Origin of the sequence: Pelagibius sp. (genome assembly GCF_028289705.1) — a bacterium.
In the GTDB taxonomy this organism is placed as follows: domain Bacteria; phylum Pseudomonadota; class Alphaproteobacteria; order Kiloniellales; family Kiloniellaceae; genus Pelagibius.
On record NZ_JANQOI010000034.1, the window covers coordinates 59,127 to 73,534 of the forward strand.

Here is a 14,408-nt window from a genome sequence, read left to right on the forward strand (position 1 = left end):
GTTCGGCACCCCGCTGAATGGCCGGGAGGCGCCCGCCGCCTCCCGCCAGCGAGACAGACTTTCTTCAACACCAAGAGACGCGGAGCCTCCCGATGCTGAGCCCGGCCCCCAAACAGATGCGGACCTCAGACGACCTGAAGCGCAATCTCGATGACATTCAAGGCGGCCTGCTACGCGAATACGACACCCTGGCCTGCCGCTATGTCTTCTATCGCTTCGACGATGCGGCCAAGGGCCGGGCCTGGCTGGGGGCACTGATGGACCGCGTGACCAGCCATGCGGGTTACGCCGCCGGCAAGACCAAGGACGGCACCCTGAACATCGCGCTCAGCGCCCGCGGCCTGGCAGCGCTGGGTCTCTCGGAGGCAACGCTCGCCAGCTTCCCCGGGGCCTTCCGCGAGGGCATGCGCGCCCGCGCCACCGCGCTCGGCGACATCGGCCCCAGCGCCCCGGAACACTGGGAGGGCGGCCTCGGCAGCGACGCCATTCATGTACTGGCCGCGGTGTCCCACAACAGCGCCGAGGACTGCGAAGAGCAACATCGCTGGCTGTCGTCGGTGGCTGAGCAGAGCGGCGGCATCACCGAGGTTCACAGCGTCGCCGCCGAGGTGGTCTTCGAACAGCGCTCCGGCTGCCCTTCTGCCCACTTCGGCTATGTCGACCCGATCTCCCAGCCGGCCATCGAAGGCCTCGACGGCGACGCCAATCCCGGCGACGGCGCCCTCAAAGACGGCGGCGGCTGGCGTTCCATCAAGCCGGGCGAGTTCGTGCTGGGGTATGAGAACGAGCTGGGCGAACGCACAGACACACCGGGTCCCGAGGGGCTCTGCGACAACGGCTCCTTCGTCGTGTTCCGCAAGGCCGCGCAGGACGTCGCCGGGTTCCGCGACTACCTGAAGCAGGGCGCCATGACGCTCTGGGGCTCGGACGACGCCGCCCATCAGGAGAAGATGGCGGCGAAGATCGTCGGGCGCTGGCGCTCCGGCTGCCCGCTGGCGCTCTCGCCGGACCAGGACGATCCGGCCATTGCAGCCGACCCCAAGAGGGTCAACGATTTCGACTACGCGGACGACCTGGACGGCAGCAAATGCCCGCTGGGCGCCCATCTGCGGCGCACCAATCCCCGCGCCTCCAAGATCACCACCACCACGAACATCAACCGCAAGCGGATCCTGCGCCGCGGCCTGGAGTACGGCAAGCCACTGCCGGAGGGCGCGGCCGACGACGGCGTCGACCGCGGCCAGGCCGGCGTCTTCGTGGTCGCCGACATCGAACTGCAGTTCGAGTTCATCCAGGCCCAGTGGATCTGCAAGGGCGATTTCATCGGCCTGCCCAGCGACGAAAAGGACCCGCTGGTCGGGCCCAACGGCCAGGGCGGCCAGTTCACCGTGCCCGGCGCCGATATGCCGTTTCTGTTCGACCTGAAGCAATTCGTCACCGTCAGAGGCGGCGAGTACTTCTTCGCCCCCGGCATCGCGGCCCTGAAGGCCATCGCCGACGGCAAGTTTTAGGGCCTGTTGACATTCATTTCGCCGTTGTGGTCCGAGCGAATTTGGCCCGCGGTTAGGAGCGACGAGGAAGGACATGCCCAAGCATATTCGACGAGGAGCGACGCGGCCGCGGGCCAAATCCGCCGGATCCCTTCGGGACGGGGCAGATCTTCGCCAGGGCCGCGTCGCGGACGCCTTGTGGGGGACCACCCCACGGCGCCGCCCGCTCCTAGCCCTGGCGAAGATCTGCTCCCGCCACGACGGCGAAATGAATCTCAACAGGCCCTAGATCAGGAGGAGACCAATCATGCATCAGATGCTTTCCCATCCGCTGGAAATCGTCCCGCCGGGCGAGGCGGAGATGATCGAGCGCGTCACGGCGCTGCAGACCGAGATGATGAAGGGCCGGGACCCGCACAAGCGAGGCCAGCATCCCAAACAGCAGGCCCTGCTGCGCGGCTTCTTCGAAGTCGGGCGCACGGTGCCGGAGCCCTTCCGTGCCGGCGTGTTCGCCAAACCCAAGCAGTTCGATGCCCTGGTGCGGGTGTCCACCGGCCCGATGCCGAAGGAATCCGACCCCAATCCGCACGCCATGGCCATCAAGCTGATCGACGTTCCCGGCGCGCCGCACGGCACGCAGGACTTCATCATGCTCGATCAGCCCACCTTCTTCATCAGTGACATTGCCGACTACGTCGCCTTCTTCGAAGCGGCGCAGAAGGACCCCGGCGCCGACGCGTTTTTCAAGAGCCGTCCGCGGGAGTTCGGGCTGAACCTCACCTTCAACGTCGTCATTGCCAGCCAGCTCGAGCGCCAATACTGGTCCGAGGTGCCCATCGCCATGGGCGGCGGGGCCGCCCGCCTGACCCTGATCCCGGATCTGGGGAACACCTCCGGCCGGGGCCCCGTGACCGAGGAAAACGGCCTGCGCGTGGCGCTGGAGGAGCACTTCGTCACCAACCGCAAGGCCGCCAAGTTCTACTTCGGCGCCCAGCGCTACATCGACGAAGCGACGACGCCCATCGAGGACGCGACGGCGGTCTGGCCGACGCCCTTCGAGATCATCGCCACCCTCACCCTGCCGGCCCAGGACTTCACCGCGCCGGAGCAGTTCGCGTTCTGCGAAAACCTCTCCTACACCCCCTGGCACTGCATGCCCGACCACCAGCCCCTCGGCGGCATCCAGCGCTGCCGCAAGCGTGTCTACGAGGAGAGCCAGCGCCTGCGCCACAGCCTCAACCAGGTCACCGACCGCGAACCGGAGAAGGCCGACTTCAACAGTCTCGGCAAGTTCCTCTGACCTGGCCACCGACCAACACACAAACCCAAGGGAGCGTGACATGAACGCGCAGCAGAAGACCACTTACCCCGAAATGGAAGTCTCCGGCCGGATGAACCGGATCATGTACCGGGTGACCGGATTGCTGGGGCTGACCACCGGCATCGGCGTCATCGCCTGGGGCATCTGGAGCCTCGTCACCACCGCCGCGACCTTCGTCTACGAGGAGACCGGCGTCTCTACGGTGGAGGTCCTGATCAACAACGGCCTGAACGAGGGCCTGTTGCTCAGCTCCATCGTCATCGCCCTCGGCGTCATCATCCTGGAGCTGAAGAAGATCCAGCACATCCTGGTGCAGGCAGCCGATCCCTCGGCGGACGACAGCAGCGACTAGATCCCAGGGCGTAGGATGAAGGAGCCAGCCGATGTATGACGTCCTGGTCATGGGAGCCGGCCCCGCCGGCATTGCGGCGGCCGAACGCGCCGCCCGTCTGGGTGCCAAGGTCTGCCTGCTGGACGCGCGGCGGGCTGGCGGCACCGACGCGGTCAGCGGCGTGGTGCCCGCCCGCACCCTCGCCCAGATCGCGCAGCTCAAGCGGACCGCCGACGATCTGGGGCGCTACGGCATCAAGGTGGGGATCCCGGAACTCGATTTCGGCCGCGCCCTCGGCCGTTGCCGCGAGGTGATCGAGGAAGTGCATGCCAGCAAGGAAGTGCTGGCCCGGGACCTGGGCAAGGGCCAGGCGCTCGACGTCTTCGAATGCGTCGGCGAAGCCCGCTTTGTCGATCCGCAGCGCGTGGTCCTGCCCAACGGCCGGGTGCTGGAGGCGGACGCCTACATCCTCTGCACCGGCGGCCATCCGCGGCGTCCCGACTTTCCGGGCAGCGCACTCTCCCTGGTGCCCAGCGACCTCTGGCAGCCCGGGGCGAAGCTGCCGTCCTCGACCGTCATCCTGGGCACCGGCCATACCGGCGTCCAGGTAGCTTCGATCCTGGCGGACTTCGGCTGCAAGGTTCACCTTCTGGAGCGTGGCCCGCAGATCCTCTCCCACGAGGATCACGACCTGGCCGAAGCGGTGCGCGCCGCCTTCGTGGAGCGGGGCATTGACGTAGTCACCGGCGTCGGCGACGACAGATCGATCGCAAAGGACGGCGATGAGCTGCTGTTCCGTTACTCCACGGAAGATGGGAACCAGGAAATCCGCTGCGAGGCGGTGGTCGTTTCCCTGGGTTGGACGCCCAACACCATAGCGCTCGGCCTCGATGTCGCCGGCGTTGATGTCGACGACCGCGGCTTCATCCAGGTCACCGATTCGCTGCAGACCTCCCAACCGCACATCTTTGCCGCCGGCGACGTGACCGGCCGCAGGATGCTGGTCCCCGCGGCCATGCAGGAAGGCTATGTCGCCGCCGGGAATGCCGTTGTCGGAACCCGCGATCCGGTGCGCCATCAGGTCGTCTCCGCCGGCGGCTACCCCTTTCCCGAACACGGATCGGTCGGCCTGACCGAGGCCGAGGCCCGCTGCCAACACGAGGTCGAGGTTGCGACGGTTCCCTACAGCGAGAACCCGAGAGCCATCATCGACGGCAGGACCTATGGGTTCTGCAAGCTGGTCGTCGACCGTCGAAGTCATCGGATTCTCGGCGCCCATGTGGTGGGCGAGCGCGCCGTCGAGGTGGTGCAGCTCGTGGCCACGGGGATGGCCACCGGCCTCAGGGTCGAACAGCTCGCGGCGGTGGATCTGGCCTATCCCACCTATGTGCAGATCGTCGGCGAGGCCGCCTACCGGATCTGCCTCGCCCTCGGGATCGAACTTCATGAAACCCTTGTCCCCAGCACCCAGGGCGCCACGGTGGCATCGCCGAAAATCGCCCTGCGGGGGAGCAACATGCCATGTTTCATCTAGACCCGCCCGACAGCTCGTCGTCACCCCTGGCGACCTTTGGCCGGCACAAGCACAGCCTGCTGCTCGGCACCCTGGTGGCCCTGCTGCTGGTCTCGCCGCTGATCGAGGGCGGCGGCTCCGGCAGCTTCGCCCTTTCGGGGCTGTTCTCCCTGGTGGTGGTGGTCGGCACCCTGGCCGTCAGCCGCGTGCAGCGCGACCTCGTCATCACGCTGGCACTCTCGGCCGCCTGGCTCTACCTGACTTGGCTGCATCCCGTCTGGTCCGGCGGTCTCCTCGATGAATTGGCCAGCGTCATCCTGGCAGCCTGCACCTTTTACATGGCGGGCGTGCTCTTGGTCAGCGTGGTCACGGCGGAGAAGGTGACCCACGACGTCATCAGCGGAGCCATCGCCATCTATCTGCTCATGGGGATCGCCTGGTCGGTGATCTATGTGCTGATCGAGGGCATCAGTCCCGGGTCCTTCGGCCTGCAGCAGGCCGACCATGGCACGATCTGGGAACAGCTTCTCTACTTCAGCTTCACCACCCTGACCACCCTGGGATACGGCGACATCACGCCGCTCAGCCCCATCGCCCGGATGTGGACCGTTTTCGAAGCGATCAGCGGCACCTTCTTTCTGGCAATCCTGATCTCCCGACTGGTGAGCCTCTACAAAACCTGAGAGGTTGGCTCGAATTGAACTGTTTAGTTTCAAGAGCTTGCTGGCGCCATCCCTCCCCACATCGTCACCCTCGGGCTTGTCCCCCAATTGCTTCTATGGGGGTCCATGGAAAGACCGAAACCCGAACCTCGATGGATTGCCGGAACAAGCCCGGCAATGACGGTCGGGGAGGCCAAGAGGCGGGAGCCCATTGACTGAGAAAGCTTCTTATTTGAGCAAGCTCTGAGACAGCCGGAGTTACTCCGCGCTGGCGGAGACCGCGGCCTCTCCCGCCTCGGCCAGGGGAACGGTGAAGGAGAAACGCGCGCCCCGGCCGGGGACGCTCTCGACCCAGATGGTACCGCCGAAGTGCTTGATGATCTGGCGGCAGATAGGCAGGCCGAGGCCCGTGCCCTGGGGCTTGTCGGTCAGGATGTGGCCGGCCTGCTGGAACTTCTCGAAGATCCGCTCCTGGTCTGCCTCGGGCACGCCGGGGCCGTTGTCCCAGACCTCGACCTGCAGAAGGCCGTCTCGCAGCCCGGCGGTAATCCCGATCCGGCCGCGCTCCGGATCGCAGAACTTCACCGCGTTGGACAGCAGGTTGACGATCACCTGGGTCAGGCGGTCGGCATCGGCATGAACGCTGGGCAACCGCGTCGGCAGGTCGGTTTCCAGGGCGATGGGCCGGTCGCGCTGCAGCAGGCTGTGTGTTGCCGCCAGGGCCTGGTCGATGACCGCCCGGGCGTCGGTTTCCGCCATATACCAGTCGAGCTGGTCGGCCTCCATCTTCGCCATGTCGAGGACGTCGTTGATCAGCCGGGTCAGCCGCTCGCTCTCGCTGATGACGATCTTCAGGAACTCCTTCTTCTGATCAGCGTCGAGATCCGGGTTGTCGAAGAGGATCTCGCTGAAGGAGCGGATTGAGGTGAGCGGCGTGCGCAGTTCGTGGCTGACCGTGGAGACGAAGTCGTCCTTCATGCGGTCCAGGTCCTTCAGGCGCTCGTTGGCGGCGCGCAATTCGCGGCTCGTGGCCTCGAGCTGGGCCGACTTCTCTTCCAGCCGCCGGCTGTATTCGATGACCTGGGAGGCCTCGTCCAGGATGGCCATCACCTGATCGATGTCGAGCAGTTCCTCCTTCACCACCGAAGCGACCATGATGCGCGCCGAGGCGGCGCCGATGGCACCAGCGAGCTGCCGCTCGGTGAAGCGCACCAGCGCGGTGTCGGCCGGCGCCTGGACATCCAGTTTCTGGCCATGCCGGCGGGCGTAGCGGGAGAAGGCGCTGGATGCCCGCTGCTGCCCGACGAAGCGCGCCAGCAGGCCCTGCAGGTCGCGCACACTCGCCGTCGCCCGCCAGATGCGCGCCTGGTCCTCTGTGCGCCGGAACACGTCGACGAAGAGCACCGCCTGGGCGCGTTCCACCAGGCTCTGCCGGGTCAGCAGCGACACCCCCACCAGCAGGCCGATGTTGGCAAACATGGACCAGAACAGCGCGTGGGAGATCGGGTCGAGGCCGGTGAGCCCGAAGAGCTCGTAGGGCTTCAGGAGATCGATCCCGAAGGGTCCCTCCTCCAGAAAGGCGGCCGGCAGCCAGCCTGAGCGGGCGAAGGAGGGCAGCAGCAGGGTGTAGGCCCAGACCAGAAATCCGGCGCTCATGCCTGCCGCCGCGCCGGCCCGGCTGGCGCCCTTCCAGAAGATGCCGCCGATGATTGCCGGACAGAACTGGGCGGCGGCGGCGAAGGAGACCAGCCCGATGGTGACCAGCGCATAGGATTCGCCGATCAGCCGGGCATAGAGATAGCCGAGCAGCAGCACGATGAGGATGGTGCCGCGGCGGATCGCCAGCAGCAGGCCGGTCAGGTCCTCCCGCTCGGAGAGGTGCAGGCGCCCGACCCGCAGCAGCACCGGCATCACCAGGTCGTTGGAGACCATGGTGCTGATGGCGATGGTGGCGACGATGATCATCCCCGTCGCCGCCGAGAGGCCGCCGATGAAGACGAAGAGGGCGAGCCCTTCCTGCCGCTCGGCCATCGGCAGGGTCAGCACGAAGGTGTCGGCATCGACCCCGCCGTCGGGAAACAGCAGCAGGCCGCCGAAGGCAATCGGCAGCACGAAGATGTTGATCAGGAAGAGATAGAGCGGGAACAGCCAAACGGCTTTTCGCAGGTGTCGCTCGTCGACGTTCTCCACCACCGCCACCTGAAACTGGCGCGGCAGGCAGATGATGGCGGCCATGGCGAGGATCATCAATGAGATCCAGCTTCCGTAGCCGCCGGCGGCCTCGATGGAAAACAGGCGGGTCAGCGCCGGCACCGCGGCGGCCTGGGAGAAGACATCGCCGAAGCCGTCGTAGACCAGGAAGGTGACGAAGACGCCGACGGCGAGGAAGGCCAGCAGCTTCACGACGGATTCGAAGGCGATGGCCGCCACCATGCCCTCGTGATGCTCGCTGGCGTCGATGTGGCGGGTGCCGAAGAGGACCGAGAATGCCGCCATGATGAGAGCCGCATAGAGCGCTGTGTCCTGGAGCAGCGGCGCCGACCCGAGATCCTGCGGCATGACGATCTCGGGATACTGGACCAGCACCGAAAAGCTGGTGGAGATCGCCTTAAGCTGCAGCGAGATGTAGGGCATGATCCCGATCACCGCGATCACCGCGACCAGCCCGCCCAGCAGCGGCGATTTGCCGTAGCGCGAGGCGATGAAGTCGGCAATGGAGGTGATCTTGTTGACCTTGCTGATACGGATGATCTTGCGCAGCACGAACCAGCCGCAGATGAACATCAGGGTCGGCCCGAGATAGATCGGCAGGAAGCCGACACCGCTGGAGGCGGCGCGGCCCACCGAACCGTAGAAGGTCCAGGAGGTGCAGTAGACCGCGATGGAGAGAGCGTAGATGTAGGGGTTGGCGATCAGGCTGCGCCCCTGGTCGGCGCGGCGGTCGCCGTAGGAGGCAATCGCGAAGAGAAAACACAGATAAGCCAGGGAAACCAGGACGATGATCCAGCCCTGCAGCATGGCTCAGGCCCTCAGCCTTCGTCCTCGAAGGCCCGGTCCAGGTCTTCGGGCTCCGCCCCGGATGGAGTCTGCGCGCCGCCTTCGATGGCCAGGGCGCTGAAGACGATCAGGCAGAGCCAGGCAAGGAACAGGTAGAGGTAGAGCACCGGGATGCCCAGCGCGATGGCGGGCCGGTCGAAGGCGCCCATCAGCGGCGGGCCGAAGAGCAGCAGCCCGAGCAGGAACAGCGCCATCAGCCGCTCGTTCATCAGCCCCGGTCTGGTCATCGCCCCGCCCCTTCACGCGGCTCGCTTGGCTTGCCGCGCCGCATCAGGCTTCGTCCGGCTCTCCGAGGAAATCCTTGACCCGCTCCAGCACGTCGCGCGTCGAGAAGGGCTTGGTGATGTAGTCGTCGGCACCGAGGGCGAGGCCCTTTTCCCGCTCCACCTCCCGCCCCTTGGCGGTGAGCATGATGATCCGCACACCGTTGAGCGCGGGGTCGGCACGGATCGCCTGACAGACGTCGAAGCCGTCGCGCTTGGGCAGCATGGCGTCCAGCAGCACCAGGTCCGGCGGGGCCTGTTCGATCTCCGCCAGGGCCGCCTCGCCGTCGCGGGCGACGCGCACGTCGTAGTTCGCCTGTTTCATCAGGAATTCGAGCGACAGGACGATGTTGGGTTCATCGTCTACAACCAGGACCGAATGGGTCATCGTTGTGGTTTCCTCCCTTCAGCCCGGGCCCCGATTCTCGTTCTTGTCGTTGGGGCTGCTTGTCTCTTTGGAGCCGGGCGCCATGCCGGCGCCACCGGAACCGGTTGTCCGGCCCTCTCACCGGAAGCCTAGCACGCCGCTCCGTCCGGGCTCCAGAACCTCTATCGGTGCTCGGCCTGCGCCGAAATCGCGGCGTCAGTTGGGGCTGCAGTGGCGGCGGGCGCCCTCGGCGGCGGAGACAATGCGCTGGCGCAGCGACTCCAGCTCCTGGCGCCGCTCCATGAAGTCGGGCTGGGCCATGCCGTCGAGCAGCACCTCGATGACCGATTGCAGCCGGTGGCTGTCGTTCAGAATGAGTTTGAGGTACTGCTGGCGCATTTCCGGCGGCAACGCCGGATTGTCGCGCAGAATCTCCGACAGCGAGCGGATCGAGGTGAGCGGCGTCTTCAGTTCGTGCCCGAGACGGTCGATGAAGCGGTCCGGCTCCGGCCTGGGCCCCGCCAGGCGCTGCCAAAGCGTCCGCACCCCGCGCGAGAGGGCCGATCCGCCGGAGCCGCGGGGACGTACCGCCGGAACGGCGGGCTCGTGCAGCGCTGTGGCGGAAAGGGGAACCGAGGGCGAAGAGTCACGCTTGTCCGGTCGCACGGCTAACCTCCTGAAATCAGGACATTTCCGTACCCAGAGAGCGTTGTTTCAGAAGCTGTCGTGGCGTGCAGCCCTTTCACAGAAAATAAGGCCGCGGGGCGAAGAATCAAGCAAAATTGTGCACTGCACAAAAATAGCGATTCGGGACTCGAATCAGGCTATTCGGCCTCCGCCCACTCGACCTTTCCGGCGAAGAGATAGCCGGCGCCGTAAATGGTCTTGATGATCTTGGGGTCGCGGCTGTCGGCCTCCAGCTTCTGCCGCAACCGGGAGACGCGCACGTCGATGCTGCGGTCGAAAGGGGAAAAGGTGCCGGCGGAGGCCATCTCCAGAAGCTGTTCGCGCGACAGCACCCGGTTGGGCGCTTTCAGCAGCACCAGCAGGAGTTGGGCTTCGGCAGCACTGACGGCCATCTCCTGGCCGTCCGGATCAGTCAGGGTCAGGCTGTCAGGACTGAAGACCCAGCCATGGAAGCGGGCCTGGCGCCCTGCCGGTTCCTGCGGCGCCCCCTCGCCCCGCCCGCCTGAGCGGCGCAGCACGGCCCGCACCCGGGCCACCAGTTCCCTGGGTTCGAAGGGCTTGACCATGTAGTCGTCGGCGCCGAGCTCCAGCCCCACCACCCGGTCGGTGGCATCGCCGCGGCCGGTCAGGATGATCACCGCCAGCCGGTTTTCCTCCTGCAGGCTGCGGACCAGGTCCAGCCCGTCGCCGTCCGGCAGCCCGAGGTCGATAACGCAGAGCGCGGGCCTTTCCCGCTTCAGGAACTGCCGCAGATCGCGGCCGCGGATGAAGTGCTCGGTGGCGAAGCCCGATTGCTCGAGCGTTCTGACGATGGTCTGGGCGACGTCGATCTCGTCTTCGACGACGACGATCTTCTGAGCGCCTTCCTTCTGCGTCCCTTCGCCCCTTCCCTGGCCCATGGCTTTTACCGCCCGGCTCCCTCACTGCCCGATGACCCGACGCGCGGCTCAAGGCTCGGCGGGACCATCAAGTACACAAACACCGGCACGCCAAGTCAATCGCCGCGGGCTGTGGCCTCGGCAGTGGAGATCTGGCGCAGCAGGCGGTCGAGTTCGGCCTTCTCGAAGGGCTTGCGCAGCACCGGCACCTGCGGCCGCCCCGCCTCCTGATCCGCGTCCGGCTGCCGGTAGGCGCTCATCAGCAGCACCTTCAGGTCCGGCCGTCTGGTGCGGGCGGCCCGCGCCAGATCGAAGCCGTTCAAGGGCCCGGGCATGACCACGTCAGAAAGCAGGATGCCGATCTCCTCGACCTGGTCCAGCAACTCCAGCGCCGCCTCGCCGTCGGAGGCCTCGACGGTCGGGTAGTCCAGGTCGGTGAGCTGGCGGCGCACCACCCGGCGCACGCCCGGATCGTCGTCGACCAGCAGAACCAGCGGCCTGGAGCCATCGACAGCGGCGTCGAGCGGTTCCGGCCCGTCCTGCGGAACCGCCGGCGCCTCGCTACGGGGAATGTAGAGCGAGACCTCTGCGCCCCGGCCGCCCTCGCTGGCGATGCGCACCGCCCCGCCGGACTGCTTGGCGAAGCCGTAGACCATGGAAAGGCCGAGACCGCTGCCGCTGCCTTGCGCCTTGGTGGTGAAAAAGGGCTCGAAGGCCCGCGCCAGGGTCGCCGGATCGATCCCCGAGCCCTCGTCGGCCACGACGATCTTCACGTAGTCGCCGGGGGCCAGGTCGAGGGTCGCGCCCTGCGCCAAATCGATCGCGACCGGATCGACGGCGATTGCGATCCGGCCGCCCTGCGGCATGGCGTCCCGGGCATTGAAGGCGAGGTTGAGGAGCGCGCTTTCCAGACCGAGGGGATCGACGAAGGCGTGCAGCGGCTCGGCACCCACCGCCGGCACGATCTCCAGGGTCTCCGGAAGCGAGCTTCTGAGGAAACCGGCGAAGCCCTCGATGAGTTCCGCCAGGTCGACCGACTGCGGTTCGAGGGGGTCGCGCCGCGAAAAGGTCAACAGACGGCGGATCAGCCCGGCGCCGCGGCGCGCGGCCTCGATGGCCGGGTCCAAAAGCTCCAAGTCCTCCTGGCTCAGGCGCCCGCTTTCCTTCAGCGGCAGCAGGTTGCCCAGCACCACCGTCAGCAGGTTGTTGAAGTCGTGGGAGAGCCCGCCGGAGAGCCCGGCGACCGCTTCCATCTTCTGGGCCTGGGCCAGCGCCGCCTCGGCCTTCTTCTGGTTGGAGACGTTGAGGGAGAGGGCGTAGTAGCCCCGCACCTTCTGTGTCTCGTCCAGATCGGGCAGCACGGTGGTCCGGATATCGGCCTCCCGGCCCTCCGCCAGCTCGGCGACGTATTCGAAGGTCACCTCCTCGCCGCGACGGCCGCGGTCGAGGTAGGGTCGCAGCGTGGCGGCGACCTTGGGGCCCAGCACCTCGTCGGTGCTCTTGCCGATGATCTCGTCCTTCGCGAAGCCGAAGGCGCCGGCGATGCGTTGGTTGGCAAAGCGATAGCGCTCGTCGAGATCGACGTAGGCGATCCCCGCCGGCACCGCGTCGGTGATCAATTGCAGCCGGGTCTCGCTGAGCTTCAGCGCCTCTGCCGTCTCATGTTCCGACTGCACCAGGCGGCGCAGCTCCAGGTTGGTGGCTTCCAGGTCGCGGGTGCGCTCCAGCACGCGCTGTTCCAGTTCCTCGTTGCGCTCCTGGATCAGGCGTTCGGTCTGTTTCTGCTCGGTGATGTCGGTGTAGACGGTGATGAAGCCGCCATCGGGCAGCGGCACGCCGTGAATGGCCAGGATGCTGCCGTCGGGCCGCGGCCGCTCCAGGTAGTGGGCGGTGAACTGACGGGCGCGCGCCAGCCGTTCGGCCACCAGTTCCTCGACCGCACCAGGACCATATTCCCCGCGTTCGGCGTTGTAGCGGACGAAATCCTCGAACGGCCGTCCGACCTGCGCGAAGTCCAGGGGAAACTCCAGCAGATCGAAGTAGCGTCGGTTCCAGAACATCAGGTTGAGCCGGTCGTCGAAGACCGAAATCCCCTGATCGATATGGTCCAGACCGGCCTGGAGCAGCTCCAGCTTCGCCTGATCGGAGAGGGTTTGTGCCAAGGATCGGCTCTCCCGTTGGGTGGCCCTTGCGGCTCCGGATGCTATCACAGTGCTTCTATCACACTGGCCGGCCGACCCATCTTGTAACAGTTCGATACAATTGGCGCATAATCGGGTTACAAGGCTCGGTTAGACCTGCCTCCATCAAGGAAAAGAACTGGGCAATCCAGACTTGGGAGGAGGTTTGAGCCGATGGCAACGGCACTTCAGGTGAAGCCCTCACCTTCGTTTCACGGCATCGCCATGGCCGCGCTCTCCGCAAGAGAGACCGCACGGCAGCCCGAGCCCCTTGGCGAGATGGTCGCCGTCACGGCGGGAAGCCAGCTCTATCGCCAGGAAGACGACGCGACCTTTCTCTACAAGGTGATCGAGGGCACTGTGCGGGCCTTCACCTTTACGACCGAAGGGCGCCGCCAGGTCAACGGTTTCCACTTCTCCGGCGATGCCTTCGGCTCGGGCCAATCCGGCTGCTATCGCTCGTCGGCGGAAGCGATCACCGACTGCATCCTGGTGCGCTACCGCTGCCAGCAACTGAGCGGCTCGGCCCAGTTCCTTCTGGACATCGCGCTCGCGGAAATCAGTGCCGCGGAAGAACAGATCCTTCTGCTGGGCCGGACTTCGGCCTGCGCCAAGGTGGCCGCCTTCCTGCTCCACCTCGCCGAGCGCGACGGGCAGGAGGCCCTTGCAGGCATGACGGTTTCGATCCCGATGACCCGCTACGACATCGCCGACTTCCTCGGCCTCTCCGCCGAATCGGTCAGCCGCTGCTTCACCAAGCTGAAGCAGAAGGGCCTGATCGAGATGGATGCCCCCGACGCCGTGACGCTGGTCGACCCGGACGCCCTCTCCGACCTTCCCCGCTGGTTCTAACCCAGCCAGGCCCCGGGCACCGAGCGCGTTTCTCACCCCCCACCCTACCTCCCCCCGTCGAGGGGGGAGGAGATTTTTTTATCTGTTTCAATAGGTTCCCCCTCCCCCTTCGATGGGGGAGGGAGGGGGTGGGGGTGACGGTCTGTCCGCGATAAGCCTTCGCCTGTAGGGCTCTACGCACTCTGGCCCAGACGACCGACGTCAAAACAACATCCGTGCAGACTTGTCCTCATGGCGAGGCCTTATCGACGCAAGTCGAAGACCTTCACCCTATCCGTGCCGGTTCATGCGGTTTTCGATCAGCTCGTCGACGACACCGGGGTCGGCGAGGGTCGAGGTGTCGCCGAGGTTCGAATACTCGTTCTCGGCGATCTTGCGCAGGATGCGGCGCATGATCTTGCCGGAGCGGGTCTTCGGCAGGCCCGGTGCCCACTGGATCAGGTCCGGGCTGGCAATGGGGCCGATCTCCTTGCGCACCCACTGCACCAGTTCCTTGCGCAAGTCGTCCGTCGGCTCCTCGCCGGCGTTGAGGGTCACGTAGGCGTAGATGCCCTGGCCCTTGATGTCGTGGGGATAGCCGACCACGGCGGACTCGGCCACCTTGTCGTGGGCCACTAGGGCCGACTCCACCTCGGCGGTGCCCATGCGGTGGCCGGAAACGTTGATCACGTCGTCGACCCGCCCGGTGATCCAGTAGTAGCCGTCGGCATCGCGCCGGCAGCCGTCGCCGGTGAAGTACTTGCCGGGGTAAGTGGAGAAGTAGGTCTGCACGAAGCGCTCGTGATCGCCGTAGACCGTGCGCATCTG

The 14,408-nt window shown here is 66.3% G+C and carries 12 protein-coding genes and 1 pseudogene; 6 read left to right on the forward strand and 7 right to left on the reverse strand.

The window, feature by feature from the left end:
* The first annotated feature begins 92 nt into the window (after positions 1-92).
* From Q0996_RS04475 to Q0996_RS04495, 5 genes are all read left to right on the forward strand, one after another.
* Positions 93-1,511 carry a peroxidase gene (locus tag Q0996_RS04475; protein WP_299616462.1) on the forward strand — a complete coding sequence of 473 codons (1,419 nt, stop codon included), beginning with the start codon at positions 93-95 and terminating at the stop codon, positions 1,509-1,511.
* 286 nt (positions 1,512-1,797) lie between these two features.
* Positions 1,798-2,790: a catalase gene (locus tag Q0996_RS04480; RefSeq protein ID WP_299616465.1), complete on the forward strand. Its 993-nt coding sequence runs from the start codon at positions 1,798-1,800 to the stop codon at positions 2,788-2,790.
* A 40-nt stretch (positions 2,791-2,830) separates the two neighbouring features.
* Positions 2,831-3,163, forward strand: coding sequence for a hypothetical protein (locus Q0996_RS04485; protein ID WP_299616468.1), 333 nt, complete (start codon positions 2,831-2,833; stop codon positions 3,161-3,163).
* A 31-nt stretch (positions 3,164-3,194) separates the two neighbouring features.
* Positions 3,195-4,676: an NAD(P)/FAD-dependent oxidoreductase gene (locus Q0996_RS04490; RefSeq protein WP_299616471.1), complete on the forward strand. Its 1,482-nt coding sequence runs from the start codon at positions 3,195-3,197 to the stop codon at positions 4,674-4,676.
* Positions 4,664-5,338 (forward strand): potassium channel family protein, encoded by a 675-nt coding sequence (locus tag Q0996_RS04495; protein ID WP_299616472.1) that lies wholly within the window; start codon positions 4,664-4,666, stop codon positions 5,336-5,338. Before Q0996_RS04490 ends, Q0996_RS04495 begins: the two co-directional genes overlap by 13 nt.
* A gap of 237 nt (positions 5,339-5,575) precedes the next feature.
* On the opposite strand, the gene Q0996_RS04500 is transcribed toward Q0996_RS04495, so the two are convergent.
* From Q0996_RS04500 to Q0996_RS04525, 6 genes are all read right to left on the reverse strand, one after another.
* Positions 5,576-8,335 carry a sensor histidine kinase gene (locus Q0996_RS04500; RefSeq protein ID WP_299616474.1) on the reverse strand — a complete coding sequence of 920 codons (2,760 nt, stop codon included), beginning with the start codon at positions 8,333-8,335 and terminating at the stop codon, positions 5,576-5,578.
* Positions 8,336-8,346: 11 nt separating this feature from the next.
* Entirely contained in the window at positions 8,347-8,601 is a 255-nt protein-coding gene (locus Q0996_RS04505) for a hypothetical protein (protein WP_299616476.1), read from the reverse strand.
* Between the two features lie 43 nt (positions 8,602-8,644).
* Positions 8,645-9,025: a response regulator transcription factor gene (locus Q0996_RS04510; RefSeq protein ID WP_299616478.1), complete on the reverse strand. Its 381-nt coding sequence runs from the start codon at positions 9,023-9,025 to the stop codon at positions 8,645-8,647.
* 195 nt (positions 9,026-9,220) lie between these two features.
* A complete protein-coding gene (locus Q0996_RS04515) occupies positions 9,221-9,670 on the reverse strand; it encodes a histidine kinase dimerization/phospho-acceptor domain-containing protein (protein ID WP_299616480.1) in 450 nt (149 codons plus the stop codon).
* Positions 9,671-9,828: 158 nt separating this feature from the next.
* The gene (locus tag Q0996_RS04520; RefSeq protein WP_299616482.1) at positions 9,829-10,590 is read right to left on the reverse strand and encodes a response regulator transcription factor; all 762 of its coding nucleotides are present in this window, start codon (positions 10,588-10,590) and stop codon (positions 9,829-9,831) included.
* A gap of 95 nt (positions 10,591-10,685) precedes the next feature.
* Entirely contained in the window at positions 10,686-12,731 is a 2,046-nt protein-coding gene (locus Q0996_RS04525) for a PAS-domain containing protein (protein ID WP_299616484.1), read from the reverse strand.
* A 192-nt stretch (positions 12,732-12,923) separates the two neighbouring features.
* Here Q0996_RS04525 and Q0996_RS04530 point away from each other — a divergent pair, with 192 nt between their 5' ends.
* The gene (locus Q0996_RS04530; protein WP_299616486.1) at positions 12,924-13,601 is read left to right on the forward strand and encodes a helix-turn-helix domain-containing protein; all 678 of its coding nucleotides are present in this window, start codon (positions 12,924-12,926) and stop codon (positions 13,599-13,601) included.
* Positions 13,602-13,871: 270 nt separating this feature from the next.
* Here the strand turns inward: Q0996_RS04530 and Q0996_RS04535 are convergent.
* Positions 13,872-14,408, reverse strand: a pseudogene (locus Q0996_RS04535) (AMP-binding protein); the annotation flags it as partial.